At 65.9% G+C, this 26,534-nt stretch carries 23 protein-coding genes; 14 read left to right on the forward strand and 9 right to left on the reverse strand.

What is annotated here, in order from left to right:
- The first annotated feature begins 60 nt into the window (after positions 1–60).
- Complete coding sequence (locus ACO05N_RS01125; protein ID WP_422055368.1) at positions 61–315, forward strand: ATP synthase F1 subunit epsilon; 255 nt, start codon at positions 61–63, stop codon at positions 313–315.
- Between the two features lie 73 nt (positions 316–388).
- Here ACO05N_RS01125 and ACO05N_RS01130 read toward each other — a convergent pair whose 3' ends face one another.
- Both ACO05N_RS01130 and ACO05N_RS01135 read right to left on the reverse strand, forming a co-directional pair.
- Complete coding sequence (locus ACO05N_RS01130; RefSeq protein WP_422055369.1) at positions 389–841, reverse strand: hypothetical protein; 453 nt, start codon at positions 839–841, stop codon at positions 389–391.
- Positions 842–914: 73 nt separating this feature from the next.
- The gene (locus ACO05N_RS01135; RefSeq protein WP_422055370.1) at positions 915–1,085 is read right to left on the reverse strand and encodes a hypothetical protein; all 171 of its coding nucleotides are present in this window, start codon (positions 1,083–1,085) and stop codon (positions 915–917) included.
- A 274-nt stretch (positions 1,086–1,359) separates the two neighbouring features.
- Here ACO05N_RS01135 and ACO05N_RS01140 point away from each other — a divergent pair, with 274 nt between their 5' ends.
- Positions 1,360–2,907, forward strand: coding sequence for a CpaF family protein (locus tag ACO05N_RS01140; RefSeq protein WP_422055371.1), 1,548 nt, complete (start codon positions 1,360–1,362; stop codon positions 2,905–2,907).
- Positions 2,908–2,995: 88 nt separating this feature from the next.
- On the forward strand, positions 2,996–4,165 hold the full coding sequence (locus tag ACO05N_RS01145; RefSeq protein ID WP_422055372.1) for an aspartyl protease family protein: 1,170 nt from the start codon (positions 2,996–2,998) through the stop codon (positions 4,163–4,165).
- Between the two features lies 1 nt (position 4,166).
- Here ACO05N_RS01145 and ACO05N_RS01150 read toward each other — a convergent pair whose 3' ends face one another.
- A complete protein-coding gene (locus ACO05N_RS01150) occupies positions 4,167–4,355 on the reverse strand; it encodes a hypothetical protein (protein WP_422055373.1) in 189 nt (62 codons plus the stop codon).
- 50 nt (positions 4,356–4,405) lie between these two features.
- Here ACO05N_RS01150 and ACO05N_RS01155 point away from each other — a divergent pair, with 50 nt between their 5' ends.
- Positions 4,406–5,236 carry a class I SAM-dependent methyltransferase gene (locus ACO05N_RS01155; protein WP_422055374.1) on the forward strand — a complete coding sequence of 277 codons (831 nt, stop codon included), beginning with the start codon at positions 4,406–4,408 and terminating at the stop codon, positions 5,234–5,236.
- A 36-nt stretch (positions 5,237–5,272) separates the two neighbouring features.
- On the opposite strand, the gene ACO05N_RS01160 is transcribed toward ACO05N_RS01155, so the two are convergent.
- Both ACO05N_RS01160 and phaR read right to left on the reverse strand, forming a co-directional pair.
- Positions 5,273–6,568: an amidohydrolase family protein gene (locus tag ACO05N_RS01160; protein WP_422055375.1), complete on the reverse strand. Its 1,296-nt coding sequence runs from the start codon at positions 6,566–6,568 to the stop codon at positions 5,273–5,275.
- A gap of 45 nt (positions 6,569–6,613) precedes the next feature.
- Entirely contained in the window at positions 6,614–7,186 is a 573-nt protein-coding gene (gene phaR, locus ACO05N_RS01165) for a polyhydroxyalkanoate synthesis repressor PhaR (protein ID WP_066657908.1), read from the reverse strand.
- A 23-nt stretch (positions 7,187–7,209) separates the two neighbouring features.
- Here phaR and ACO05N_RS01170 point away from each other — a divergent pair, with 23 nt between their 5' ends.
- Positions 7,210–8,271 (forward strand): alpha/beta hydrolase, encoded by a 1,062-nt coding sequence (locus tag ACO05N_RS01170; RefSeq protein WP_422055376.1) that lies wholly within the window; start codon positions 7,210–7,212, stop codon positions 8,269–8,271.
- Between the two features lie 27 nt (positions 8,272–8,298).
- Positions 8,299–9,471: an acetyl-CoA C-acetyltransferase gene (locus tag ACO05N_RS01175; protein WP_422055377.1), complete on the forward strand. Its 1,173-nt coding sequence runs from the start codon at positions 8,299–8,301 to the stop codon at positions 9,469–9,471.
- Positions 9,472–9,843: 372 nt separating this feature from the next.
- On the opposite strand, the gene ACO05N_RS01180 is transcribed toward ACO05N_RS01175, so the two are convergent.
- From ACO05N_RS01180 to ACO05N_RS01195, 4 genes are all read right to left on the reverse strand, one after another.
- A complete protein-coding gene (locus ACO05N_RS01180) occupies positions 9,844–12,714 on the reverse strand; it encodes a TonB-dependent receptor plug domain-containing protein (protein ID WP_422055378.1) in 2,871 nt (956 codons plus the stop codon).
- 275 nt (positions 12,715–12,989) lie between these two features.
- Positions 12,990–13,400: a hypothetical protein gene (locus tag ACO05N_RS01185; protein ID WP_422055379.1), complete on the reverse strand. Its 411-nt coding sequence runs from the start codon at positions 13,398–13,400 to the stop codon at positions 12,990–12,992.
- Between the two features lie 71 nt (positions 13,401–13,471).
- The gene (alr, locus tag ACO05N_RS01190; RefSeq protein ID WP_422055380.1) at positions 13,472–14,506 is read right to left on the reverse strand and encodes an alanine racemase; all 1,035 of its coding nucleotides are present in this window, start codon (positions 14,504–14,506) and stop codon (positions 13,472–13,474) included.
- 35 nt (positions 14,507–14,541) lie between these two features.
- On the reverse strand, positions 14,542–16,140 hold the full coding sequence (locus ACO05N_RS01195; RefSeq protein WP_422055381.1) for an MFS transporter: 1,599 nt from the start codon (positions 16,138–16,140) through the stop codon (positions 14,542–14,544).
- Positions 16,141–16,367: 227 nt separating this feature from the next.
- Here ACO05N_RS01195 and ACO05N_RS01200 point away from each other — a divergent pair, with 227 nt between their 5' ends.
- The 8 genes from ACO05N_RS01200 to lpdA all read left to right on the forward strand — a co-directional run bounded on the left by ACO05N_RS01200 (position 16,368) and on the right by lpdA (position 26,515).
- Positions 16,368–17,981 carry an NAD(P)/FAD-dependent oxidoreductase gene (locus tag ACO05N_RS01200; protein ID WP_422055382.1) on the forward strand — a complete coding sequence of 538 codons (1,614 nt, stop codon included), beginning with the start codon at positions 16,368–16,370 and terminating at the stop codon, positions 17,979–17,981.
- A 153-nt stretch (positions 17,982–18,134) separates the two neighbouring features.
- Complete coding sequence (gene mdh / locus ACO05N_RS01205) at positions 18,135–19,097, forward strand: malate dehydrogenase (protein ID WP_422055383.1); 963 nt, start codon at positions 18,135–18,137, stop codon at positions 19,095–19,097.
- Positions 19,097–19,690, forward strand: a complete 594-nt coding sequence (locus tag ACO05N_RS01210; protein ID WP_422055384.1) for a hypothetical protein — start codon at positions 19,097–19,099, stop codon at positions 19,688–19,690. Before mdh ends, ACO05N_RS01210 begins: the two co-directional genes overlap by 1 nt.
- Positions 19,691–20,575: a succinate--CoA ligase subunit alpha gene (gene sucD, locus ACO05N_RS01215; RefSeq protein ID WP_294018566.1), complete on the forward strand. Its 885-nt coding sequence runs from the start codon at positions 19,691–19,693 to the stop codon at positions 20,573–20,575.
- Positions 20,576–20,660: 85 nt separating this feature from the next.
- Positions 20,661–23,630 (forward strand): 2-oxoglutarate dehydrogenase E1 component, encoded by a 2,970-nt coding sequence (locus ACO05N_RS01220; RefSeq protein ID WP_422055385.1) that lies wholly within the window; start codon positions 20,661–20,663, stop codon positions 23,628–23,630.
- A gap of 22 nt (positions 23,631–23,652) precedes the next feature.
- A complete protein-coding gene (gene odhB / locus ACO05N_RS01225) occupies positions 23,653–24,894 on the forward strand; it encodes a 2-oxoglutarate dehydrogenase complex dihydrolipoyllysine-residue succinyltransferase (protein ID WP_422055386.1) in 1,242 nt (413 codons plus the stop codon).
- Positions 24,895–25,116 (forward strand): hypothetical protein, encoded by a 222-nt coding sequence (locus ACO05N_RS01230; protein ID WP_422055387.1) that lies wholly within the window; start codon positions 24,895–24,897, stop codon positions 25,114–25,116.
- A gap of 4 nt (positions 25,117–25,120) precedes the next feature.
- Positions 25,121–26,515, forward strand: coding sequence for a dihydrolipoyl dehydrogenase (gene lpdA / locus ACO05N_RS01235; protein WP_422055388.1), 1,395 nt, complete (start codon positions 25,121–25,123; stop codon positions 26,513–26,515).
- The last annotated feature ends 19 nt before the right edge of the window (positions 26,516–26,534 follow it).

A 26,534-nucleotide genomic window follows, 5' to 3' on the forward strand; every position in this document is an offset into this window, starting at 1 on the left:
TCGACTTGTTACAGGCCCTCCCCCGACCCCTCCCGCAAGCGGGAGGGGGGAGAAATTCAAATGCTGCACTTCGAACTCGTGACCCCCGAAAAGCTGCTCCGCTCGGAGGACGTCCACATGGTGGTGGTCCCCGGGAGCGAGGGCGATTTCGGCGTGCTGGAGGGTCATGCGCCCTTTATGTCGACGATCCGCGACGGCAATATCGAAATCTACAAGACCGCGTCGAACCAGTCGCCGGAGATCATCCGCGTCGAGGGGGGCTTTGCCGAGGTCAACGAAAAGGGGCTGACGGTCCTCGCCGAAAAGGCGGGCTGATCCCTTAGCCAGCGCCGGAATCGAAAAGGGCCGCGGGGCAACCCTGCGGCCCTTGTCTTGCGCGCAGTCCGAATCAGCCCCGCCGATACTCCATCGCGTTCCCCCAGCCCTGCGCCGTGCCACGCTCGACCTTCAGCACATCGCCGGTGCGGGTGAAGCGCAGCCGGGCGGTGCCACCCTTGACCGGCATCTCGAACGTCACGCTCTGGCCGTCGCGCGCCACCTCGGTGAACTCGCTCGACGGTATGGACGGGAGGGTCAGGCGGAGAAGTGCCTTTTCGCCGCCTGTCTCGAACGCCAGTTCCGCTTTCGCGCCCTGCATGGCGCCGCTGACCCCCTCCTCGCTGCACGCGATGCCGAGCTTGGTCTGATCGCACTTCATTTCCAGCCCGTTCCCGCGCCAGGTCCCCCCGAGCCAGTCGAGCCGCCCGCTATCGACCGCGACGGCGGCAGCGGGGGCAGGCGCGACGGCCAGGCCGGTCGGCGCCGCCAACATCGTGAACAAGGAGATGAAGAAAGTGAGCATGAAGAAACCCCTGTGATCGAACATCACGGCCCCAGTCGCACCCTCATCCCCCGCCAGCCACGGTCAGGATCGGTCAGCGTACGCACATAAAAGTCCAGCGCATCGCCCTGCGCCCGTTCGCCAGGGGGGCGTCGGCGCCGCACCAGCGCCCCGCCAGCCATTCGGGAATGCCGGTGCGCCCGTCCGGTCCCGGTCCGGCCAGCGGCATCGCCAACGCCGTTAGCGCCAATGTCACCCCGATCATCCGAATCTCTCCATGTATTTACGCCACGACAGCCGCGGCGTCCGGCTGGCTTGAACCAATGCCACAGGCAAGGCTGGCGACGGACTATCGCGACACTCCACCTCAGCCCGGCGATCGGATCGCGCATGAGGCAGTGCGCGACGGCTGCATCGCGCTGATCCGTCGCCATGCCGGCCGTTCGTCGCCGCGCACGACCAACCGGCGATGGATGGTTAGGAACTTGTAAAACCTTGGCGGTTATCCCGGAGCAGACAGCGGATAGCGGGGAGCCGAGGTGAGCGCATTTGGACGTCGTAGCGGACCGGGAGCTGGGCCGGGACGCCCTGCCTTCGGCGTTGCGCGCCCGATGCAGGGCGGCGGCGCATCGCGGTCCAGCGAGCCGATGGGTGGCGAGCAATTCCCGCCGCTCCACGACGTACCCCTGCCCGGCGCTGCGCAGATTCCGCCCGAGCCGGTGTCGGCCGGAGGCATGGCCGCCCAGAATATGAGCGAGGCGATGCAGCGCCTTGCCGATCGTCAGGCCGCGACCGGCGAACCGAGCAGTTCGCGAATCGAGGGCTTCGAGGCCTCGATCCACCGCATCAAAGAACAGGTGCTCCCACGCCTGCTCGAGCGCGTCGATCCCGAGGCAGCTGCCACGCTCAACAAGGATGAACTGGCTGAGGAATTCCGCCCGATCATCGGCGAGGTGCTGGCCGAGCTCAAGCTCACCCTCAATCGCCGCGAGCAGTTCGCGCTCGAAAAGGTGCTGGTCGACGAGCTGCTCGGCCTCGGGCCGCTCGAGGAATTGCTGTCCGACAGCTCGATCAGCGACATCATGGTCAATGGCCCCGAGCAGACGTTCGTGGAACGCAAGGGCAAGCTCGAGCTCGCGAACATCCAGTTCCGCGACGAGGAGCATCTGTTCCAGATCGCCCAGCGCATCTGCAACTCGGTCGGTCGCCGCGTCGATCAGACCACCCCGCTCGCCGACGCCCGCCTCAAGGACGGCAGCCGCGTCAACGTGATCGTACCACCGCTCAGCTTGCGCGGCACCGCGATCTCGATCCGTAAATTCTCCGACAAGCCGATCACGCTCGACATGATGGCGGGCTTCGGATCGATGTCGACCAAGATGGCGACGATGCTGAAGATCGCCGGCGCCAGTCGCTTCAACATCGTCATCTCGGGCGGTACCGGCTCGGGCAAGACGACCATGCTCAACGCCCTGTCGAAGATGATCGACCCGGGCGAGCGCGTGCTGACGATCGAGGACGCGGCCGAACTGCGCCTGCAACAGCCGCACTGGCTCCCGCTCGAGACCCGCCCGCCAAACCTGGAGGGTCAGGGCGAGATCACGATCCGCGACCTGGTCAAGAACGCGCTGCGTATGCGCCCGGACCGCATCATCCTCGGCGAAATTCGCGGACCCGAGTGCTTCGACCTGCTGTCCGCGATGAACACCGGCCATGACGGGTCGATGTGTACGCTCCACTCCAACTCCCCGCGCGAGTGCCTCGGGCGTATGGAGAACATGGTGCTGATGGGCGACATCAAGATCCCGAAGGAGGCGATCAGCCGCCAGATCGCCGACTCGGTCGACCTGATCGTTCAGGTCAAGCGCCTGCGCGACGGTAGCCGCCGCGTCACCAACATCACCGAAGTGATCGGCATGGAAGGCCCCGTCATCGTGACGCAGGAGCTGTTCAAGTTCGAATATCTCGACGAGAGCGCCGATGGCAAGATCATCGGCGAGTACCGCTCGATGGGCCTGCGTCCCTACACGCTGGAAAAGGCGCGCTCATTCGGTTTCGATCATGCGCTGCTGGAAGCGTGTTTGTAAGTCAGGCACCCGGCCCACTCCCTCAACGGGACATTAACTACGACCGCAACTGCTGGCGTGCTGCCGCCCTGCCCTTAGCATGGACGGCATGGATGTCCGCGCGCCCATGATCCTGCTTGCCGCCTTGCTGGGACTGGCCGCACCGGTCGATCGCGTCACCGCCGCGCCGGCAGTCATGCACCTTGCTACCGACAGCGAAGCCCGCTGGGTCAGCTTCGAGCTGACGTCGGGCAACCAGATCCGGTTTCGCACGATGCTCAACGGGCGTTGGGTGGATGCGCTGCTCGACACCGGCGTTACCGACAGCGCGGTCACCACGCGCTTTGCCCGCGCAGCCGGACTGAAGCCGCTGGTTGCGGGGCGCGCGGATGCGATCGGCGGCAGCGTGGCGCTGTCCTGGACGGGCATCGATCGTGTCGAGGTCGGCGGATTGGTCCGCACCGGCGGACGCATCGCCATCATCGACGCCGACCCACGCGTGACGGGCAGTGCGCCGGTCGACCTGTTCGTCGGCTCCGACCTGCTCGCAGGCCATGCGCTGGAGATCGATTACGATGCTCAGCGCTTCCGCCTGCTGCCCAGCGGCCGCTTGCCATTCCGCGGCGTCACCCTGCCGCTGCGCCTCGCCGAGCGTTCGGGGCTGTATGTCAGCGAACTGGATTTGGGTCGTGGCAATTTGCGGCCGGTGATCGTCGATACCGGCGATGGCGGCATGGTCAGCCTGACCCGCAGCGTGTGGCGGGCGAGCGCGCCCGGCTCCGTTCGCACGACGACAGCGATCGCGTGGGGCCTGGGCGGCACGGTGGAGAATGAGATCGCGGTCCTTCCGACGCTGCGCATCGGCGGCCTTGCTGCCGAGGTCGAATTGCGGGTCGAGGCCGATACCGGCTTTTCCGCGCGCAAGGGTGCCGCCGGCCGAATCGGCGGCGGATTGCTGCGCCGTCACCGCGTGCTGCTCGATCCGCGTGCGCGGCGAATGGTGCTGGCCAGCGGCGCGCGTGCCGACTGGCCGGTGACGCGATCGACCAGCGGCCTGATGGTCGCGCAGGAAACGGACCGGTTGCGCGTGTTGCACGTGATGCGGGGGAGCCCGGCGGCGGCGGCCGGCTGGCGCGCGGGAACGCTGATCTGCGCAATCGATGGGCTCCCGACCGCCGATGCGCCGCGCGACTGGGCGACCGGCACACCGGGCCGCCACGTTCGTCTGAAGCTGTGCGACGGCACCGAACGCACGCTCACCCTCGCCAACTTTTACTGAATCACCCGCCCTTGAGCGCCAGCGCCGCGCCGACGATAGCGAGCAGCAGCGCCATCACCTGAATGAACGTCCACGGCACCCAGCCGACCTTGTCGAGGTCGTGCCGCTTGCCGCGGCGCCACTCCGCCACGCCGCTGACGCCGACCAGCGCGACCATCGCGCCCACTCCGATCCATAACGGCCCTTGCATCGCCCCGCGCCCCACTCCAAACCACGCCCCAGAACAGAGAGGAGCCGTCCATGCGCTACACCCTGCCCGCTATCGCTCTATCCGCAATCGCCCTGACCGCAGCCGCCGCGATCGGCGCGCCTCAGATGGGCAAGCCGACCGCCGAATTGAAGGCCGCCGTTGCCGCTTCCACCCGCACCCCGGCCAATGTCGCCCGCGACAAATACCGTAATCCCGCAGAGACGCTCACCTTTTTCGGGGTGAAGCCGTCGCATACGGTGGTCGAGCTGTGGCCGGGCGGCGGCTGGTACACCGAAATCCTGGCGCCCTATGTCAGGAAGGGCGGCGGCACCCTCTATGCTGCGGCGCCCTGGCCCAATGGCGTGAAGGGCACCCAGACGCTGCAGGCGAAGGACGCCGACCTCTATGGCGCGATCAAGCTCGCGGCCTTCCCATCTGCCGAGGGCGCCCCCAGCGTTCCCGCCGGCAGCGCTGACGTCGTGCTCACCTTCCGCAACATCCATAACTGGAAAATGGGCACCACCGACCGCAGCGCCGAGGCGTTCAAGCAGATTTTCGCCATGCTCAAGCCCGGCGGCACGCTCGGCATCGTCGAGCACCGCCTGCCGGAATCGGCGGACCCGGCGCGCGAGAAGACGAGCGGCTATGTGAAGGTTTCGACCGTCCGCAAGCTGGCGGAGGACGCTGGCTTCAAGTTCGTCGCCGCGTCGGAGGTCAACGCCAATCCCAAGGACACCGCCGACTGGAAGGACGGCGTCTGGACGCTGCCGCCGGTCCTGCGCCTCAAGGACGTCGATCGCGCCAAATATGAAGCGATCGGCGAAAGCGACCGCATGACGCTCAAATTCCGCAAGCCCAATCCCGGCGTGCGGGGCGGCTGACGCATGCCGGGGGCGGCACGCGCCGCCCCCGCCATCTCATTGCTTTTGCACCGCCCCGGCGCGCATCACGAACCCGACCGATTTCAGCACGCGCACATCCTTGAGCGGATCGCCGCTCACCGCGATAATGTCGGCGCTCTTGCCCGGTTCGATGCTGCCCACTTCCTTGGTCAGCCCCAGCAGATCGGCGGCATTGGTGGTCGCCGCGACGATCGCCTGCATCGGCGTCATGCCATGCTTGACCAGCAATTCGAACTCATCGGCATTGCGCCCATGCTTGGACACTCCGGCATCGGTGCCGAATGCGATTCTGACGCCCGCCGGCACCGCCTTTTCCAGCGCCTTGCCGGTGATGCCGATGCGCCAGTCAATCTTGGCGCGCACCGCGGGCGGATAGGCGTTGGGATCCTTGGCGATCCGCTCGAGATAGCCGTTCACGGTCGACAGCGTCGGAACGTAATACGCCCCCGTCTTCTTGAAGAGCGCAATCGCCTCGTCATCCATCAGCGTGCCGTGCTCGACCGAATCCGCGCCCATCTTCAGCGCCAGCGTGATGCCGTCGGCCCCATGCGCATGCACCGCAACCTTCTTGCCATAGAGCCGCGCCGTCTCGACGATCGCCTTCGCCTCGTCATCGAACATCTGCTTGCCAAGGCCAGCGCCGATGCGGCTGTTGACCCCACCAGTGGTGGCGATCTTGATCACGTCAGCGCCGCGCGCGACCTGGTTGCGGACCGCCTTGCGGCATTCCTCCGGCCCGTCGCACAGATTCTCGATGTTCATCACCGGGTGCAGATCCTCGACTACCCCCAGCCGCCGGTCCATGTGACCCGAGGTGGTGGAGATCGACCGCCCGGCATCGATGATCCGCGGCCCGTCGGCCCAGCCCCGCGCAATCGCCTCACGCAGCGCCAACGTCGCGCCGTCATCGCCCAGATTGCGCACCGTGGTGAAGCCCGCCATCAGCGTCTTGCGCGCGTTCCACAGCGCCTCGTATGCGCCCAGTTCCTTGCTCTCGGTAAAGCCGGCCAGCAGCCCTTCCTGTCCCGCGCGGTCGGAGCCGAGATGCACATGGCTGTCGATCAGCCCGGGCAGCACCGTCTTGTCCCTGAGGTCGATGACCGGTGCATCGCCCAGCGGCGTGACATGACCGTCATAGACGCCGACGATCCGGTCGCCCTTGACCGCAATCGTGCTCGCACCGCGCGGCGCCTGCCCCGGCCGGTCGAGCAGCGCGCCGGCATGGATATAGCGGTCGACTTGAGCCGGTGCCTGTGCGAACGCCGATCCGGCGAGCAGGCCAGCCGTTGCGATGGCGATCAACGATTTCATGCACTTCCCCCTTCAATACCGCGAAGGGGGTTGAGGCTATTGCGCTCAGCCGAGCTTGTCGACCTGATCCTTGAGCGCCGACAGCTGCGCCTTCAGCGCGGCGATCTCGTCATCCTTGCTCTTCTCGGGCGCGCCAGCAGCGGGCTTGGCCGCAGCCGCACCGGTCGCTGCAGCACCGGGCTTGAACGCCTCGGCCGCCGCTTCAAACATCTGCATGTTGCGCTTGGCGATCTCGGCAAAGGGCGAGTTGGCGAACGCGCCTTCGACCGCGCTCTTGAACTGCTCCTGATTGCGGCGGAAGCTTTCCATCGATGCTTCCAGATAGCCCGGCACCATCGCCTGCATCGAATCGCCATAGAGCGCGATGAGCTGGCGCAGGAAGTTGACCGGCAACAGCGTCTGGCCGCGCGCCTCTTCTTCCATGATGATCTGGGTCAGCACATTGTGCGTTATGTCTTCGTCGGTCTTGGCATCGACGACCTTGAAATCGCGCCCCTCGCGCGTCATCGCGGCGAGATGGTCGAGCGTGATGTAGGACGAGCTTTCGGTGTTGTAGAGGCGCCGGTTCGCGTATTTCTTGATGATGACCGGGCCGTCCGTCTGCGCTGTCTTTTTCATGATCGCCCCCAAGGGTATTTGACATGGCCCTAACATCTTTCATTGCCGCATCGCAACACGGGCCGCGTCCCCTTCCGCTGTTTCTCGACTTGCTGCGCGAAGAAACCGCAGCATCGCCGGATCGCCGCGCCGCCGCACTCGCCGGGCTGGCCGCCTATCAGGCCGCACCTCGCCCCCGTCCGCGCCGCCCCATGCCGGTGGTCGCGCGGGCGGGTCGGGCGACGCTACATGATTATGGCGGAACGGGGATTCCGACGGTGTTCGTGCCCTCGCTGATCAATCCGCCGATGATCCTCGACATGCGCTACCGCCGCTCGCTTCTGCGCTGGCTGTCGCAGCAGGGCGTGCGTCCGCTGCTGGTCGATTGGGGCGTGCCGACCCCCGCGGACCGCGGCTGCGACGTCGCGCAGCATATCGAACACATGCTGATCCCGCTGCTTCGCAGCATTGGTGAGCCGGTGGCACTTGCGGGCTATTGCCTTGGCGGAACGATCGCCGCGGCGGCGGCTCAGGCGGTTCCGGTCCGGGGCCTTGCGATGATCGCCGCGCCGTGGCGGTTCGCCAATTTCGGGCCTGACGCACTGACGCGCATCGACGCGATTTGGCAGGCGGCGCACGGCACCTGCGACGCCTTGGGCCTGGTCCCGATGGAGGTGCTTCAGGCCGGATTCTGGCAACTCGACCCGGCGCGCACGATCGCCAAGTTCGAGAAATTCGCGCGGCTCGATCCGGCCAGCGCGGCGGCGAAGAATTTCGTGGTGCTGGAAGATTGGGCCAATGCCGGCGCGCCGCTGACCTTCGCCGCGGGGCGGCAGATGTTCGACGATTTCTTCACCGCCGACCTGCCCGGGCGTAGCCGATGGCGCGTGGCAGGACAGGTCGTGGACCCGCTCACCCTGCCTTGCCCCTCGGTCGAGTTCGTCTCGCTCACCGACCGCATCGTCCCTGCCGCCAGCGCGGCCGGCTTTGCCGACCAGCGCAAGTTGCGCCTCGGCCATGTTGGCATGGTGGTCGGCTCGTCGGCGCGGGAATCATTGTGGCGGCCACTCGCAGACTGGCTAACCGGCCTCCCCTCCCCTAAATAGCCCGCAACCAAGTTCAGGAGCCCCTCGATGACCGAAGTCGTGATCACCGCCGCCAAGCGGACCCCCGTCGGCAGCTTCCTCGGCGCCTTCGCCGCCACCCCCGCGCATGAGCTCGGCCGGATCGCGATCGAAGCCGCGCTGGAGCAGGCCGGCGTCAAGGGCGAAGAGGTGTCGGAGGTGATCCTCGGCCAGGTACTCACCGCGGCGCAGGGCCAAAATCCGGCGCGTCAGGCATCGATGGCCGCCGGCGTGCCCAAGGAAGTGCCGGCTTGGGGCCTCAACCAGGTCTGCGGATCGGGCCTGCGCGCAGTCGCGCTCGCGGCCCAGGCGGTCCAGACCGGCGACGCCACCATCGTCGTCGCGGGCGGCCAGGAATCGATGTCGCTCGCCGCACATGCCCAGACGCTGCGTGCGGGTGCGAAGATGGGCGACGTCGCTCTGGTCGATACGATGATCAAGGACGGCCTGACCGACGTGTTCAACGGTTATCACATGGGCATCACGGCGGAAAACCTCGCCGAGCAATATCAGGTCGGCCGCGCCGAGCAGGACGAATTCGCCGTCCGCTCGCAAAACCTCGCTGAAGCCGCCCGTGCCGAGGGGCGCTTCAAGGACGAAATCGCGCCGGTCACGATCAAGGGCCGTAAGGGCGACACGGTCGTGGAGCAGGACGAATATATTCGCGCCGGCGCAACGCTGGACGGCATTGCAGGCCTGCGCCCGGCGTTCAAGAAGGACGGCACCGTCACTGCTGGTAACGCATCGGGCCTTAACGATGGCGCGGCGGCACTGGTCGTGATGAGCCGCGATGAGGCCGAAAAGCGCGGCGCACCGATCCTCGCCACTATCAAGAGCTGGGCCACCGCCGGCGTCGATCCGTCGATCATGGGAATCGGCCCGGTCCCCGCGTCGAAAAAGGCGCTGGAAAAGGCCGGCTGGACCGTCGCCGACCTCGACCTGATCGAAGCGAACGAGGCGTTCGCGGCCCAGGCGCTGTGCGTCGGCAAGGAACTGGGCTTCGATCCCGAAAAGGTCAACGTCAATGGCGGCGCAATCGCGATCGGCCATCCGATCGGCGCTAGCGGGGCGCGGGTGCTGACGACGCTGATCTACGAGATGGCGCGCCGCGACGCGAAGAAGGGCCTTGCGACGCTGTGCATCGGCGGCGGCATGGGCATCGCGATGTGTATCGAGCGGTAAGCACGCGCGGCGCCCCTGACGCGCAGCCTGCTGGCGCGCAACCCTGACTGAATTCCGGGCGCTTGCGTTTTGACGCGAGCGCCCTTTTGCATTCCGCCGGCGCGGTTCGCGCAAGGCGGGGTCATGCATATCTGCGATTGCGGCAGGTGGCTGCCAAGGATCGGCTCGCCCCGACCATCGCGACACGATCGCCCCATCCCCGCCGCTCCGCGTACCGATCAGCGACGTGGCGTCCGCGCGTCCATCCGCACAGGCGAAGAGCGGCGCGCGGCGTACACCGATCGCGGATTCCGGACTGCGGCAAGTGCCTTGGAACAAAAAAAGGGGGTGAGGAAAACCCTCACCCCCCAATTTCTTCAGATCAACTTCAGATCAGAAGCGGATCTTCGCGCCTGCAGTGAAGCGGCGTCCGATCACGTCGAAGTCAGCCGAGGTTTCCAGGCCGGTCGGCGTACCGAACTGCGCACCCGGGAGGTACTGCGGCTTCGTGTCGAAGACGTTGTCGACGTTCAGGAAGAACGAATAGCTACGATCGATATCCCAGCGGATCTGGGCGTCGTGCAGCCAATAGTCCTTGATGTCGTTCAGCGCGGCAACAGCAGGGTTGTTGCTGGTGAAGCCGAGCGTGTACGGACCGCCGCTCATGAAGCGGGTGGCCCAGCTCATGCTGAACTCGTCGATCGAGTAGGTCGCACGAACGTTCGCACGATGCCGCGAGTAACCGGCACCGAACGTACCCGAATAATCGATCGGATCGTTGGCCGGATCGGACTGCTGATTGTACTCGATCAGGTAGGTGTAGTTACCGCTCAGCGACAGACGGTCGTTGTTGAGCAGACCCAGCGGGGTCGAGTAACGCACACCAACGTCGATACCGCTGGTCTGGTAACCCACCACGTTGATCAGCTGACCATCAACCCGCGTCACGAAACCGGTCGTCGCGTTGCGAACGACGTTGTTACAATAGACGGGCTCATTAGTCAGAAGGCACTGTTCGATCGAGTAGGAACGACCCAGCGAACCGATCGCGTCGTCGATCTTGATGTTGTAGTAATCGACAGTGAAGACCAGGCCGCGGACCAGCTGCGGGCTGACCGCCAGACCGATGGTGTAGGTCTTGGCCTTTTCTTCCTGCAGGTTCGGGTTACCGCCAACGAAGCCGTTGATGCCCTGCAGATCTGCCAGCGTGTAGGTGAACGCGCCACCCGGATTCGCTGCCAGGAAGGCTGCGATCGCGGGGACGGAGCGGCAAGCCGTAGCTGCAGCGCCAGCAGTCGTTGCCGTCACGCCGTCGCAAGGATCAGTGACCGCTGCAAAGGTTTCCGACGGTGCGCTGAACAGTTCGGAAATGTTCGGCGCGCGGTTGGCGACAGCGTAGTTACCGCGGAAGCGGAGACCGGCAATCGGCTCATATTCCAGACCGGCGTTCCAGCTGAAGGTGCTGCCGATGGTCGAATAGTCCGAATAACGGACCGCACCGTTCACGCCCAGATAGTGGGCCAGCGGCTGGTCGGCCAGCAGCGGAAGACGGGCTTCGCCATAGACTTCCCAGACGTCGAAACGGCCAGCAAGATCCGGGGTCACGTTGCCCGAGTTGCCACCGGTGTTGGTCAGGATGTCCAGATCGTCGAAGGTGCTTTCCGAACGATATTCCACGCCAGCAGCAACGCTCAGGTCGCCTGCCCACAGGGTTGCAACCGGGCCGGCAATGCTGAACGCCGCAACATGCTGCTCGTTCGTGACTTCTTCCGACTTCGGAACCACCGCCTGCACATAGCTGGCGGCACGCGGATCGGCGGTGTTGAACCCGAACAGGTTGAGCGGGATACAACCCTCGGCACGCGCAGCTGCGTCGCGGCAGATGATGTCGACGCCGACAACGTTACCCGGACCAACGCGGATTGCGTCAAGGGCATTGCGATAACGGTTGTTATCGATGTCCTGGCTCGCATTGAAGTCGTTCATGTGGCCGTAGACGTAGCTGGCTTCCCAGTTGAAGCCGCCCAGGTCACCCTTGAAGCCGGCAGCGACACGCCAGGTGTTGCGCAGAACCTCGTTCGAGCGATCGAACACGTCATTCTGACGACGACGGCCGTTGATGGCGGCGACATCGTTGGTGGGATCCGCGTCCGAGTTCGCAGCCGCGATCGCAGCCGCGATCGGACCAGGGATGAACGGGTTGGTGATCGGAATGCCGTACGGATCAATGTCGCGGAAGTAGATGTCGTTGAGCAGATCGAGCGCGAACGGCTCGAGGCTCGAATTCGACGACACGCGCGAATAGGTCACTTCTGCGAACGCGGTGACGCTGTCCGAGATTTCGTAGTTACCGACGACTGCACCGAGGTAACGCTCGACCGGCACCGAGATATAACGCTCGGCGTTGCGGTTGAAACCGTAACCAACCGCGCCCAGACCCGGGATGATCGCGAGGCTGTTGTCGGGGTTGAACGAGAAGGTGCTACGACCGCCGGTCAGGATCGGACGCGCTGCACCACCGGCCGAAACCAGCTGGTACTGACCCTGGGGCGCATAGGACGAATAAGCCGCCGGGCCGCAGGTCAGGGCCGAGCAGTCCTGGTCCGAAATGTCGCGCTTGCGTGAGTACAGGCCATCGTCACGGTCATAGGTGAAGTTGGCCATGATGTTGCCGCGCGCGCCAAAGGTGGTGCCTGCGGTGGCGCTGATCAGGTACTGACCATTGTCGCCTTCATCGGTGATGCCGGCCTGTGCGCGGAGCGTGAAGCCCTTGAAGTTGTCGCGCAGGACGAAGTTCACGACACCCGCCATAGCGTCCGAACCGTAAACGGCCGACGAACCGCCGGTGACGATGTCGACGCGCTCGAGGAAGTCGGTCGGGATGTTGTTGAGGTCGACAGCCGAGTCGCCAGCAAAGCCGCTGATGAAGCGACGGCCGTTGACCAGCGTCAGCGTGCGCGAGTTGCCCAGCGAGCGCAGGTTCACGGTCGCGATGCCGGTACCCGAGGTCAGGAAGTTGGTGTTGGTACGGGTCGAACCGATACCGACCTGCGGCAGTTCGTTCAGGATGTCGCTGACGTTCTGCGAACCTTCGACGGCCAGGTCGCGCTCGTCGACCACAGCGACGGGAACCGGCGATTCCGCCTCAGGACGCGCGATGCGAGAACCGGTGACGACGACCGTTTCACCCGCAGGCTCCTGGGCACCCTCTTGAGCGAACGCAGCCGGCGACAGCATCGTAGCGCCGAGCAGCGACGATGCCATCAACCTAAAGCGGAAAGTGGATTTCATGTTTGAGCCCCTATCAATTCATCTCTTTGCAGGCCAAAGCCTGCTACGCCGATGGTTAGGTCGGCATAGGGGCGAGCTTAGTTACCACGGGCACTATTGTGCAACGCACATCGTGGACTGTCATGATTTTGACCGAAAATGTGGCGCAAATGTCACACGGCGCACAAACATGGCGCAATCTGCGCGCCTCTGCGCGATCCACCGGGCCGCGCGTCAATGCGCGACCCGGCGTCAGCGCGACGGGATATTTAGCGAGCGCCCGTCTTCACGCGCTCATAGGGCACGAAATCGCCCAGCACGACAAACCCGCTCCACATTTGCGAGGTGCGATCGACCAGGTCGATCTTGTCGATATTGCACAGCTGGCTGCCATGGATCTTGGTCACCAGAATCTCATCGTCGCTCAGCTGGTCGGCACCCCCGCGCGGGCGGTTGACGTACAGCTTCGATCCCGCGCGGTAGACGATGGCGGTCTTGTCGATCACCGTGCTCTGGTCGAGCCGCGAATGCGGCAGGCAGCGTACGGGCGTTCCGGCCACGCGGCCTTCCAGCATCTTGGCGAGTTCGGCTTCCCCCTTGGGATATGGTTTCTGATCGGCCATTGCGACGCCCGGAAGGGTCAGGGCGGCAAGGGCGGCGGCGGCAAATGCAAGGCGCATGACGTTCCACTCCTCTGTTACCCAACATGGTACCCGCGCGCGCCTTTCGCAACGCTGAACCAGTTACAGCTTCAGCCCCAGACCCGGTCGTACCGCCCGCCGAGGCCGGTCAGCAGCTCATATTGCGACAGTCCCGACAACGCGGCCATCGTCGGCAGGTCATAGTCCATCGCCAGCCAGTCGCCCTCGGTCAGCTCCGGAGCCGCGCTCACGTCCACTGCGGTCAGGTCCATCGACACCCGCCCGATCACCGGCAGCACGCTCTCGTCCAGCATCGCCCGCCCCTTGCCGGAGAAACAGCGCAGATAGCCGTCCGCATAGCCGAGGTTGAGGATCGCCACTTCGGTATCGGCGGCAGCCGTCCAGGTCAGGTTGTAGCCGATGCCCGCGCCCGCCGGGACCAGCCGCCGCTGCAGAATCTGCGCCTCGGGCGTCACCACCTGCCGGATTCGTCCGGTCAATGCGGGGACCGGCACCGCCCCGTAAAGAGCAACGCCCGGTCGCGTCAGGTCGAACGCATAGTCGGTCCCGAGCGCGATCCCAGCCGAGTTGGCCAGGCTCATCCGCCGCGCCCGCGTCCGTCCGCGCAATGCGGCAAGGCTGTCGCGCTGGCGGCCGTTCAGCGGGCTATCTTCATCCGCGCAGGCCAGATGGCTCATCAGCGTCTCGACCTGCATCCCGTCGAGCAGCCCGGCGGCCACATCCTCGGGACGGATGCCGAGCCGGTTCATGCCGGTATCGACCATCACGTCGCACGCGCCGCCCCCGGCATCGCGCCAACGGCGCAGCTGCTGCACACTGTTGAGCACCGGGCGCGCATGGGTCGACGCCAGCGCCGCCGCCATATCCGCGTCGCGGACGCCATGCAGCACGGACACGGCGACGCCGCACTCGGCCAGCGCCAGCGCCTCGCGCCAGGTGGCGACAAAGAAATCGCGGCAGCCTGCCTCCGCCAGATGCTGCACGACCTCGCGCGCGCCCAGGCCGTAACCATTGGCCTTTACCGCCGCCCCGCACGCGGCCGTCCCGCTCATTGCCGCAAGCGTGCGCCAATTGGCGACCAGCGCGTCGCGGTTGAGACGCAGGCGAAGCGGAGAAGCGATCATCCCGCCCGGTTAGGCATCGCGCGCGCTCGCCGCAATCACTGCTGAACCAGATCGCGTTCCTTGAGAAGGAAGACGGTCACCGCCAGCGCCATCGCCACGACGATCCAGGTGTACCAGAGGCCCGCATAGGGATCGCCGCTCTTGGCCACCATATATTGGCTGATCAGCGGCAGGAATCCGCCGAAATACCCGGTGCCGATATGATAGGGGATCGACATCGAGCTGTAGCGGATGCGCGGCGGGAACAGCTCGGTCAGCAACGCGGCCACCGGGCCATAGGTCGCCCCCGACAGCGCCGCCAGCGCGACGATCGCGATCAGGATCAGCACCAGATCGACCGTGCCCGGCGTAACCCGGTCCAGCGAATAGCCCGATTCGGCCAGCGCCTTGTCGATATCGACCGACGTGTTCGAAACCACCGGGATGCTGCCGATCGCGACCGATGCCGAAGGCGTCACCGCCTGGGTATAGGGAATGCCCTTTTTGGACAGATAATCCATCAACTGGCCGCACGTCGTCGATTGCTGAGCGGCAAAGGGGTCATAGGCGCAATCGGGTCCCGATACGACCACGGGCGAGCGTTTCGCCGCCTCGGCCAGCCCCGGATTTGCGGCATGTCCCATCGCCCAGAACAGCGGGAACAGCAGCAGCAGCGTGAAGCCATAGCCGATGATGATCGGCTTCTTCCGACCGATCTTGTCGGAGAGCTTGCCGAACAGGATGAACCAGAACAGCCCCGCCGCCGCGCCGCCAGCGGCGAGCAGCTGCGCCACCACCGGCTCGACCCGCATCGGCCCCTGCAGGAACGACAGGACCGAAAAGGTCGCGGTGTACCAGATTACCGTCAGCCCCGCCGCGATCCCGAACAATGCGACCATCAGCCGCCGCCAGTTGCCGGGATAAGTAAAGCTCTCCTTCAGCGGATTGCGCGCAATCTCCCCCGACGCCTTCATCGCCTTGAACACCGGGCTTTCGTTGAGCTTTACCCGCATCCACAGCGAAATGGCGAGCAGCGCGATCGAAAAGATGAAGGGCAGACGCCAGCCCCACTCCTCGAAGCTTTCCGACGGCATCGCAAAGCGCGTCGTCAGCACGACGGCAAGGCTCAGGATGAACCCGGCCGACACGCTCGCCTGAATGAAACTGGTGTGATAGCCGGCGCGGCCCGGCGGCGAATGTTCGGCGACATAGATCGCTGCCCCCCCATATTCCCCGCCCAGCGCCAGCCCCTGCAGGATGCGCAGGCCGATGACGATCATCGGCGCGGCAACGCCGATGCTGGCATAGGACGGTACCAGCCCCACGCCCGCCGTTGCGATGCCCATCAGCGTGATGGTGACGAGAAAGGTGTATTTGCGCCCGAGCTTGTCGCCCAGATAGCCGAACAGCACCGCGCCCAGCGGACGGAACCCGAACCCGACCGCAAAGCCGGCCCAGGCATAGAGCGCCTCCAGCACCGGATTGCCGGTCGCGAAGAAGGTGCGCCCGATGATACCCGATGCGGCGAGCGTTCCGTAGATGAAGAAATCATACCATTCGAACACGGTGCCCAGCGACGACGCGGTCACCACCTGCCGCATCTCCGCCTTGCTCGGCTCGCGCTGCGCCAACGCCTCGTCCGCGGTCGTCGCCATGTCCAGAATCCCCCAATCCCTCTGGCGCAAGGGTTTAGCGCGAATGAAGGGGTCGGCAAGCACCCAAAATCCTCCCCGAGCGGGGCGGGGAGCATGCGCAGCATGGTGGAGGGGGCCCGGGGCACCGGATGCCCTTGCCTCGGCCCCCACCGTCAGCGCTCCGCGCTGCCACCTCCCGGCTCCGGGGAGGATTTGAAGCGCAAAGCATTCCCTCCTAAAGCCGCCACATGCTCCGTCTCTCTGGCCTCAACCTCCCGCTGAATCACGCACCCGAAGCGATTCCCGCCGCGATCTGCGACCGCCTCGGCATCACGCGAGAAGCGTTGCGCGGCTGGACGCTGTTCAAGCGCGGCAATGACGCCCGCCGCCGCAACGCGATCCAGCTGGTCTACACCTTCGACCTCGACCTCGCCGACGAGGCTGCGGTGCTCGCGCGCTTCCCGGACGACAAGGATGTCCGCCCCACCCCCGACATGGCCTATCGCCCGCCGGTCGCCGCCCCGGCCGGATGGTCGGGCAAGCGGCCCGTCGTGATCGGCGCTGGCCCATGTGGTATCTTCGCCGGCCTGATCCTGGCGCAAATGGGCTTCCGCCCGATCATCCTCGATCGCGGCAAGGTGGTGCGGCAACGGACCAAGGACACCTGGGGCCTGTGGCGGCGCAGCGAGCTCAACCCCGACAGCAACGTCCAGTTCGGCGAAGGCGGCGCGGGCACCTTTTCCGACGGCAAGCTCTATTGCCGGGTCAAGGACCCCCGCTTCCTCGGTCGCAAAGTGCTGGAGGAGTTCGTCAAGGCCGGCGCGCCCGACGATATCCTGTGGGAAGCGCACCCGCATATCGGCACCTTCCGCCTCGTCACCATGGTCGAAAGCATGCGCGCGGCGATCGAGGAACTGGGCGGCGAATATCGCTGGCAGACGCGCGTCGACGACATCGAGCTTGATGCCGACCGCAATCTGCGCGGCCTACACCTCCACGACGGCAGCTTCCTCGAAACCGACATGGTCGTGCTCGCGGTCGGCCACAGCGCGCGCCCGACCTTCGAAATGCTCCACCGCCGCGGCGTGCATGTCGAGGCCAAGCCCTTCGCGATCGGCGTGCGGATCGAACATCCCCAGGCGTGGATCGACACTGCCCGCTTCGGCAATTGCGCGAAGCACCCCGATCTAGGCCCCGCCGCCTATTCAGTGGTGCACCACGCATCGAACGGGCGCAGCGTCTACAGCTTCTGCATGTGCCCCGGCGGGCGCGTCGTCGCCGCGACCAGCGAAGAGGGCCGCGTCGTCACCAACGGAATGAGCCAATATTCGCGCGCCGAGTTCAACGCCAATTCGGGCCTGGTCGTCGCGATCGATCCGGCGCGCGACTATCCCGACGGCCCGCTGGCGGGCATCGCGCTGCAGCGGCAGTTCGAGGATCTGGCGTTCATCGCCGGCGGCTCCAACTACAACGCCCCGGTCCAGCGCGTCGGTGACCTCCTCGCCGGCCGCGCCTCGACCGCGATCGGGGAGGTGGTGCCGAGCTACAAGCCCGGCGTCACTCCCACCGACCTGTCCGCCTGCCTGCCGCCCTTCGTGATCGAGGCGTTCCGCGAGGCGCTGCCCGTGTTCGGACGCCGCATCGTCAATTATGCGCACCCCGACGCGATCATGACCGGCGTGGAAACCCGCACCTCCAGCCCCGTCCGCATCACGCGCGGTGGCGATTTCCAGAGCCTCAACACCCCCGGCCTGTTCCCGGCGGGCGAAGGCGCGGGCTATGCCGGCGGCATCCTCTCCGCCGCGATCGACGGGATCAAGGTCGCGGAAGCGGTCGCCGCGCGACTGATCGAGAACCGCTAGCAGCCCTTTATTGCAACTAATTCGCACGAGCAAAGATTTCTTGACACCGCGCAATTCGCCGGTTGCCCCGCCTCTATAATGCGCCTAAGGCGCCTCCGTCCCTGCGGCCAATATGTAGGACCGGCCGCCCAACGCATGTTCAGGGAGGCTCATTTGGCCCGCAAGAAGATCGCCCTTATCGGCGCCGGCAATATCGGCGGCACGCTTGCCCATCTCGCTGCACTCAAGGGACTGGGCGACATCGTCCTGTTCGATGTGGTCGAGGGCGTTCCGCAGGGCAAGGCGCTCGACCTGTCGCAGTGCGGCCCGGTCGAAGGCTTCGACGCCACGATCACCGGCAGCAACGACTATGCCGACATTGCGGGCGCGGACGTGATCATCGTCACCGCCGGCGTCGCCCGCAAGCCGGGCATGAGCCGCGACGACCTGCTCGGCATCAACCTCAAGGTCATGAAAGCCGTTGGTGAAGGGATCGCCGCCAACGCGCCCGACGCCTTCGTTATCTGCATCACCAACCCGCTCGACGCGATGGTGTGGGCGCTCCGCGAATTCTCCGGCCTGCCGCACAGCAAGGTCGTCGGCATGGCCGGCGTGCTCGACAGCGCGCGCTTCAGCCACTTCCTCGCCGATGAGTTCAAGGTCTCGGTCAAGGAAGTGAACAGCTTCGTGCTCGGCGGCCACGGCGACACGATGGTCCCGGTCGTCGAATATTCGACCGTCGCCGGCATCCCGATCCCCGACCTGATCAAGATGGGCCGTTCGACCAAGGAGCGCATCGACGCGATCGTTCAGCGCACCCGTTCGGGCGGCGGCGAAATCGTCGGTCTGCTCAAGACCGGCTCGGCCTTCTATGCCCCCGCCACCAGCGGCATCGCGATGGCCGAGGCCTATCTCTACGACCAGAAGCGCCTGCTGCCCTGCGCCGCGCACCTGACCGGCCAGTACGGGGTCGACGACCTCTATGTCGGCGTTCCGGTGATCATCGGCGCGAACGGCGTCGAGCAGATCGTCGAAATCGAGCTGGATGACGAGGCCAAGGCCAACCTTCAGGTCTCGGTCGACGCGGTCAAGGAACTGCTGGTGGCCTGCAAGGGCATCGACAGCTCGCTCGCCTGATGTCGGCAGCCGCCCTTATCGCAGCAATTGGCTTGGCGCAGGCGGCACCCGCCCCTGCGCCATCGCCGCTGTTTGCTGCGTTCAAGGCGGCCTGCTTCAACCTCAAGAGCGCGGACGGCAAGTCGGCATTCGCTCGCGTAGCCCCCGCCGCCAAGGCTGCGGGCTGGACCGAAGTGGCCGAGGCCGAGGCCGACCCGCGCATCGCGCGCATCACGGCCATGGGTCGCAAGGCGGTTCAGGCCGAGGAGCCCGATGGCACCCAGTCGGGCCAGATGTTCCGCCACAGCTTCGACGGCCGCACTGTCTGGCTCGTCACCAGCCGCTTCGTCGCCAAGGAAGGCTATTGGGGCGATGGCTGCCGCGCCTATGACCTCGACGCCCCAGCCGCCCCGCCGCGCGAAGTGATCGACTCCTGGGTCGGGTCGGCACCGACCGGCGTCCAGGCCAACGGCACCGCGACCAAGCGTCTGTGGGAGCCGTGGCAGACTGGCGTCACGCTCGAAATTACCTATGTCCCGCGCGGTCACCCGCTGGGCTCATCTTACGGCATCCAGGGCCTGGTCCTGGTCTCGCAATCTATCGGAGGGTTCTGAATGTCCATTCTCATCGACCGGAATACCAAGGTCATCACACAGGGTATGACCGGTGAGACCGGCACCTTCCACACCCAGCAGGCGCTGGCATATGGCACCCAGATGGTCGGCGGCGTGACGCCGGGCAAGGGCGGCTCGACCCACATCGGCCTGCCGGTGTTCGACACGGTGGCCGAAGCCAAGAGCAAGACCGGCGCCGACGCATCGGTCATCTATGTTCCGCCGCCCTTCGCCGCGGACTCGATCCTTGAGGCGATCGACGCCGAGATCCCGCTGATCGTGTGCATCACCGAAGGCATTCCCGTGCTCGACATGGTCAAGGTGAAGCGGTCGCTGTCGGGCAGCAAGTCGCGCCTGATCGGTCCGAACTGCCCCGGCCTGCTGACCCCGGGCGAGTGCAAGATCGGCATCATGCCGGGCAACATCTTTTCCAAGGGCAGCGTCGGCGTCGTCTCGCGCTCGGGCACGCTGACCTATGAAGCGGTGTTCCAGACGACCAATGCGGGCCTCGGCCAGACCACCGCAGTCGGCATCGGCGGCGATCCGGTCAACGGCACCAACTTCATCGACGTGCTCGAGCTGTTCCTGGCCGACGATGCGACCGAATCGATCATCATGATCGGCGAAATCGGCGGCGACGCCGAGGAGCAGGCCGCGCAGTTCCTGATCGACGAAGCCAAGCGCGGCCGCAAGAAGCCGATGGCCGGCTTCATCGCGGGCCGCACCGCCCCTCCGGGCCGCCGCATGGGCCATGCCGGCGCGATCGTGTCGGGCGGCAAGGGCGATGCCGAGAGCAAGATCGCGGCGATGGAGGCAGCGGGCATCCGCGTGTCGCAGTCGCCCAGCCTGCTCGGCGAAACGCTGCTCGAGGCGCTGAAGGGCTGAAGTGGACGCCGTCGCCCCAGCGAAAGCTGGGGCCTCGTGCGGCAAGAGACCCCAGCTTTCGCTGGGGCGACGAAGGAACGTTGAAATGGGCGTTGATGGGTTGGATTTCGCGGAGATCGCAGGTGGCGTGAGCCCCGCCTTCGTCGAGACGTTGTACGCGAAGTTCAAGGCCGATCCCTCGGCAGTCGAAGCTGGCTGGCGCCAGTGGTTCGAGGGGCTGGAAAGCACCGCCTCCGGCCCCAGCTGGGCCAATCCGCGCTGGCCGCTCAAGGACACCGACGCGCTGACTGCCGCGCTCGACCCCACCCAGATGGAGCCAGCGCCCAAGCCTGCACGTGGCGGCGCCCCGGCTCCGGCTGCGGCCCCTGCCCCGGCTGCATCGACCGCCGACATCGCGCGCGCCGCGAACGATTCGATCCGCGCGATGCTGCTGATCCGCACCTATCGTGTGCGCGGGCACCTTGCCGCCAATCTCGACCCGCTCGGCCTGTCGAAGCAGGAGCTTCCCGCCGACCTGACGCCCGAATATCACGGCTTTACCGACGCCGACATGGACCGCCCGATTTACCTCGGCGGCACGCTCGGCCTCGAAAAGGCGACAATCCGTGAGCTGGTCGCGATCCTGCGCCGCAATTACTGCGGCAATGTCGGCCTCGAATATATGCACATCGCCGATGTGGAGGAGCGCCGCTTCCTGCAGGAGCGGATCGAGGGCCAGGACAAGGCGATCGAATTCTCGCCCAACGGCAAGAAGGCGATCCTGTCCAAGGTGATCGAGGCCGAGCAGTGGGAAAAGTTCCTCGGCAAGAAATATGTCGGCACGAAGCGCTTCGGCCTCGACGGCGGTGAATCGATGATCCCCGCGATGGAAGCGATCATCAAGTATGGCGGCCAGTACGGCGTGCGCGAGATCGTGTACGGCATGGCGCATCGCGGCCGTCTCAACATGCTCGCCAACGTGATGGCCAAGCCCTATCGCGTGATCTTCCACGAATTCGCCGGCGGCTCGGCCAACCCCGACGATATCGGCGGTTCGGGCGACGTGAAGTACCACCTCGGCACCAGCACCGATCGCGAGTTCGACGGGATCAGCGTCCATATGTCGCTGGTCGCCAACCCCTCGCACCTCGAAGCGGTCAACCCGGTCGTGCTCGGCAAGGTCCGCGCGCAGCAGACCAACCGCAACGACCTTGAGGAGCATGAGCAGGTCCTCCCCGTGCTGCTGCACGGCGACGCCGCCTTTGCAGGCCAGGGGATCGTGTGGGAGTGCCTCGGCTTCTCCGGCATCCGTGGCTACAACACCGGTGGCTGCATCCACTTCATCATCAACAACCAGATCGGCTTCACGACGAGCCCGCAATTCGCGCGCTCCTCGCCCTATCCATCGGACGTGGCGAAGGGCGTGATGGCCCCGATCTTCCACGTCAACGGCGACGATCCCGAAGCCGTGACCTTCGCGTGCAAGATGGCGATCGAATACCGCCAGAAGTTCAAGCGCGACGTCGTCATCGACATGTGGTGCTATCGCCGCTTCGGCCATAACGAAGGCGACGAACCGTCCTTCACCCAGCCGCTGATGTACGCCAAGATCAAGGGCCATCCCGGCGTCGCCGACCTCTATGCCAAGCGGCTTGAGGCGGAGGGCGTAGTCGACAGCGGCTTCGCGGCCAAGCACATCGCCGACTTCACCGCGCATCTCGAGGAAGAGTTCAGCGCGGGCGCGACCTACAAGGCGAACAAGGCCGACTGGTTTGGCGGCCGCTGGACCGGCCTGTCCGCGCCGGTCGATGCCGAGAATGCACGCCGCAACGTCGAAACCGGCATCGACAAGAAGCTGTTCGACAGCCTCGGCCGCACGCTGACCACCGTTCCCGAGGGGCTGACCCCGCACAAGACGCTGCTGCGCGTGCTGGATGCCAAGGCGAACATGTTCAAGTCGGGCGAGAATTTCGACTGGGCGACCGGTGAGGCACTGGCCTTCGGCTCGCTGCTGTCGGAAGGCTATGGCGTGCGCCTGTCGGGCCAGGATTCGGGCCGCGGCACGTTCAGCCAGCGTCACGCCGTCTGGGTCGACCAGACCGATGAGCGCAAATACGTGCCGCTCAACGAAATCCCGCATGGCCGGTTCGAGGTGCTGGACAGCCCGCTTTCCGAATATGGCGTGCTCGGCTTCGAATACGGCTATGCCCTCGCCGACCCCAAGAGCCTGGTGCTGTGGGAGGCGCAGTTCGGCGACTTCGTCAACGGCGCACAGATCATGATCGATCAGTTCATCGCGTCGGGCGAATCCAAGTGGCTGCGCGCCAACGGCCTCGTGATGCTGCTTCCGCACGGCTATGAAGGCCAGGGCCCCGAGCATAGCTCGGCACGTCCCGAGCGCTTCCTTCAGCTGTGCGCGGGCGACAATATGCAGGTCGCGAACGTCACCACCCCGGCGAACTATTTCCACCTGCTGCGCCGCCAGATGCACCGCACCTTCCGCAAGCCGCTGGTGATCATGACGCCCAAGTCGCTGCTGCGCCACAAGCTGGCGGTGTCGACCGCGGACCAGTTCCAGGGCGACACGCATTTCATGCGCATCCTGTCGGACCCCTCGGCCCCGGCGGATCAGGATGTGAAGCGCGTCGTGCTGTGCACCGGCAAGGTCGCCTACGACCTGATCGAGGCGCGCGACGCCGCGGGCGACAAGAACACCGCGATCATCCGCATCGAACAGCTGTACCCCTTCCCCGGCGACCCGCTGGTCGCGCGCCTGTCGCGCATGACAAATGTCGAGGAAGTGGTGTGGGCGCAGGAAGAGCCGCGCAACAATGGCTACTGGTTCTTCGTAGAGCCGTATATCGAGGCATGCATGGTCGAAGCGGGCATCAAGCCGCAGCGTCCCCGCTATGCCGGTCGCGCCGCGGCGGCATCGCCCGCCACCGGCCTGATGAAGCGCCACCAGGCCGAACAGGGCGCGCTGATCGCCGACGCGCTCGGCCATAATGTGCGTGAGGAAATCCGCCGCGCACGCACCACTGAAGACCCCAAGACCGCCGGCAAGGCGGGCGCCTGATCCCCAGGAAGGACCCAACGAGATGGCCACCGAAATCCTCGTCCCCGTGCTGGGCGAATCGATCACCGAAGCGACGCTGGGCGAATGGCTCAAGCAGCCGGGCGAGCCCGTCGCGGCTGACGAGCCCGTCGCCAGCCTCGAGACCGACAAGGTCTCGGTCGAAGTCCCCGCGCCCGTCGCGGGCGTGATGGGCGCGCACGCCGTCGCCGTCGGCGACACCGTCAATGTCGGCGCGCTGATCGGCACGATCGAGGCCGGCTCGGGCGCCGCTGCCCCGGCCCCCGCCGCTGCGACCCCGGCTCCGGCTCCCGCCGCCGCCGCGCAGCAGGCCCCGGCTGCTCCGGCCGCCGAGCCCGCTGGCGAAGCCGCCGCCGCCCTCTCCCCCGCCGTGCGCCGCGCGGTGCTGGAGCATGGCGTCGATCCCGCGACGATCACCGGCACCGGCAAGGATGGCCGCATCACCAAGGAAGACGTGATCGCCGCCGCCTCGTCCAAGCCTGCCGCCACCCCGGCTGCGGCCCCTGCCCCGGCTCCGACGACCGCCGCCCCGGCAGCATCCGGCGGCCGCAAGGAAGAGCGCGTGCGGATGACCCGCCTGCGCCAGACCGTCGCCCGCCGGCTCAAGGACGCGCAGAACACCGCGGCGCTGCTCACCACCTTCAACGACGTCGACATGACCGCCGTCATCGAAGCGCGGACCAAGTACAAGGATCTGTTCGAAAAGAAGCACGGCGTTCGCCTCGGCTTCATGGGCTTCTTCGTGAAGGCCGCGACGATGGCGCTCAAGGACATCCCCGCCGTCAACGCGCAGATCGACGGCGATGAGATCGTCTATCACGACTATGCCGACATCTCGGTCGCGGTCAGCGCGCCGCAGGGCCTGGTCGTCCCCGTCATCCGCGACGCCGACCAGATGAGCGTCGCTCAGGTCGAAAAGACCATCGGCGACTTCGGCAAGCGCGCCAAGGACGGCACGCTCAAGATGGAAGAGATGAAGGGCGGCACCTTCACCATCTCCAACGGCGGCGTGTTCGGATCGCTGATGTCGACCCCGATCATCAACCCGCCGCAGTCGGCAGTGCTCGGCCTCCACCGCATCGAGGACCGCCCGGTCGTCCGCGACGGCCAGATCGTCATCCGCCCGATGATGTACCTCACGCTCAGCTACGACCACCGCCTGATCGACGGGCGTGAGGCGGTCACCTTCCTCGTCGCGCTCAAGAACGCGATCGAGGATCCGACCCGCCTGCTGATCGATTTGTAAGTGGACGAAACGCCCCTTCCGCCGTGGCAGATGTATCCCGATATCCCATTCGGATCGATCGGCTGGCGGATGGGCCCAGGGGAAGATGCCTTGTGCGCCTTCTATCAATGGTTCGCCGAGCTAAATGACGTTGATGCTGCCGAGTTTGTAGCGAGTAACCCGGCACCCGATGACGACTGGCGAGATTGGTGCCGGCGCATTCGGGCAGATGATTGGGATTGATACTATGGCTGAATACGACTTCGACGTCCTCGTGATCGGTGCCGGGCCCGGCGGCTATGTCGCGGCGATCCGCGCGGCGCAGCTCGGGCTCAAGACCGCGTGCGCCGAGGGGCGCGAGACGCTGGGCGGCACCTGCCTCAATGTCGGCTGCATCCCGTCCAAGGCGCTGCTGCACGCCTCCGAGCTGTACAACGAAGCCGCCAGCGGCGCGCTTGCCAAGCTCGGCGTCAAGCTCGGCAGCGTCGAGCTCGACCTCGACGCGATGCACGCGCAGCGGCTCGACGCGGTCAAGGGCCTGACCGGCGGCATCGAATATTTGTTCAAGAAGAACAAGGTCGAATGGCTCAAGGGCTACGCGTCCTTCACCGGCAAGGACAGCGTCCAGATCGGCGACCGCACCGTCCGCGCGAAGAACATCGTGATCGCCACCGGCTCCAGCGTCACTCCGCTCCCCGGCGTCACCGTCGACCAGCAGGTTGTGGTCGACTCGACCGGCGCGCTCGAACTGGCCAAGGTGCCCGAGCATCTCGTCGTCATCGGCGGCGGCGTGATCGGGCTTGAGCTGGGCAGCGTGTGGCGCCGCGTCGGCGCGAAGGTCACCGTGGTCGAATATCTCGACCAGATCCTCCCCGGCTTCGACGGCGACGTGCGCAAGGAAGCGCAGAAGCTGTTCAAGAAGCAGGGCATCGAGTTCAAGACCGGGACCAAGGTCACCGGCGTCGCGGTCAATGGCGGCAAGGCGACGATCACCGTCGAACCGGCCAAGGGTGGCGACGCCGAGACGATCGAGGCGGACAACGTCCTCGTCGCGATCGGCCGCCGTCCCAACACCGACGGCCTCAACCTCGAAGCCGCCGGCCTGACCGTCAACGCGCGCGGCCAGATCGAAATCGGCCACGAGTTCGAAACCGCGGTCGACGGCATCTGGGCGATCGGCGACGTCGTCCCCGGCCCGATGCTGGCGCACAAGGCCGAGGATGAGGGGATTGCGGTCGCGGAGAATATCGCTGGCCTCACCGGCATCGTGAACCACGACCTGATCCCGTCGGTCGTCTACACCATGCCCGAAATCGCCGGCGTCGGCCTGACCGAAGAAGCCGCCAAGGAAAAGGGCGAGATCAAGGTCGGCAAGTTCCCGATGGCCGGCAACAGCCGCGCCAAGACCAATCACGAACCCGACGGCTTCGTGAAGGTCATTTCGGACGCCAAGACCGATCGCGTGCTCGGGGTGTGGATCGTCACCAGCCTCGCCGGCACGATGATCGCCCAGGCGACGCAGGCAATGGAATTCGGCGCGACCAGCGAAGACATCGCCTATACCTGCCACGCCCATCCGACGCACAGCGAGGCGATCAAGGAAGCGGCGATGGCGGTAACGGGCAAACCGATCCACATCTGATCGCGATAGAGCGGGGGAC

It is taken from the genome of Sphingomonas sp. (assembly GCF_965227385.1).
Taxonomy (GTDB): Bacteria; Pseudomonadota; Alphaproteobacteria; order Sphingomonadales; family Sphingomonadaceae; genus Sphingomonas.

What these genes read in the sequence shown, in the direction of transcription:
- ACO05N_RS01125 (WP_422055368.1), top strand. Translation starts at nt 61, where the DNA reads ATGCTGCACTTCGAACTCGTGACCCCCGAAAAGCTGCTCCGCTCGGAG.
- ACO05N_RS01130 (WP_422055369.1), bottom strand. Translation starts at nt 841, where the DNA reads ATGCTCACTTTCTTCATCTCCTTGTTCACGATGTTGGCGGCGCCGACC.
- ACO05N_RS01135 (WP_422055370.1), bottom strand. Translation starts at nt 1,085, where the DNA reads ATGATCGGGGTGACATTGGCGCTAACGGCGTTGGCGATGCCGCTGGCC.
- ACO05N_RS01145 (WP_422055372.1), top strand. Translation starts at nt 2,996, where the DNA reads ATGGATGTCCGCGCGCCCATGATCCTGCTTGCCGCCTTGCTGGGACTG.
- ACO05N_RS01150 (WP_422055373.1), bottom strand. Translation starts at nt 4,355, where the DNA reads ATGCAAGGGCCGTTATGGATCGGAGTGGGCGCGATGGTCGCGCTGGTC.
- ACO05N_RS01155 (WP_422055374.1), top strand. Translation starts at nt 4,406, where the DNA reads ATGCGCTACACCCTGCCCGCTATCGCTCTATCCGCAATCGCCCTGACC.
- ACO05N_RS01160 (WP_422055375.1), bottom strand. Translation starts at nt 6,568, where the DNA reads ATGAAATCGTTGATCGCCATCGCAACGGCTGGCCTGCTCGCCGGATCG.
- phaR (WP_066657908.1), bottom strand. Translation starts at nt 7,186, where the DNA reads ATGAAAAAGACAGCGCAGACGGACGGCCCGGTCATCATCAAGAAATAC.
- ACO05N_RS01170 (WP_422055376.1), top strand. Translation starts at nt 7,210, where the DNA reads ATGGCCCTAACATCTTTCATTGCCGCATCGCAACACGGGCCGCGTCCC.
- ACO05N_RS01175 (WP_422055377.1), top strand. Translation starts at nt 8,299, where the DNA reads ATGACCGAAGTCGTGATCACCGCCGCCAAGCGGACCCCCGTCGGCAGC.
- ACO05N_RS01180 (WP_422055378.1), bottom strand. Translation starts at nt 12,714, where the DNA reads ATGGCATCGTCGCTGCTCGGCGCTACGATGCTGTCGCCGGCTGCGTTC.
- ACO05N_RS01185 (WP_422055379.1), bottom strand. Translation starts at nt 13,400, where the DNA reads ATGCGCCTTGCATTTGCCGCCGCCGCCCTTGCCGCCCTGACCCTTCCG.
- alr (WP_422055380.1), bottom strand. Translation starts at nt 14,506, where the DNA reads ATGATCGCTTCTCCGCTTCGCCTGCGTCTCAACCGCGACGCGCTGGTC.
- ACO05N_RS01195 (WP_422055381.1), bottom strand. Translation starts at nt 16,140, where the DNA reads ATGGCGACGACCGCGGACGAGGCGTTGGCGCAGCGCGAGCCGAGCAAG.
- ACO05N_RS01200 (WP_422055382.1), top strand. Translation starts at nt 16,368, where the DNA reads ATGCTCCGTCTCTCTGGCCTCAACCTCCCGCTGAATCACGCACCCGAA.
- ACO05N_RS01210 (WP_422055384.1), top strand. Translation starts at nt 19,097, where the DNA reads ATGTCGGCAGCCGCCCTTATCGCAGCAATTGGCTTGGCGCAGGCGGCA.
- sucD (WP_294018566.1), top strand. Translation starts at nt 19,691, where the DNA reads ATGTCCATTCTCATCGACCGGAATACCAAGGTCATCACACAGGGTATG.
- ACO05N_RS01220 (WP_422055385.1), top strand. Translation starts at nt 20,661, where the DNA reads ATGGGCGTTGATGGGTTGGATTTCGCGGAGATCGCAGGTGGCGTGAGC.
- odhB (WP_422055386.1), top strand. Translation starts at nt 23,653, where the DNA reads ATGGCCACCGAAATCCTCGTCCCCGTGCTGGGCGAATCGATCACCGAA.
- lpdA (WP_422055388.1), top strand. Translation starts at nt 25,121, where the DNA reads ATGGCTGAATACGACTTCGACGTCCTCGTGATCGGTGCCGGGCCCGGC.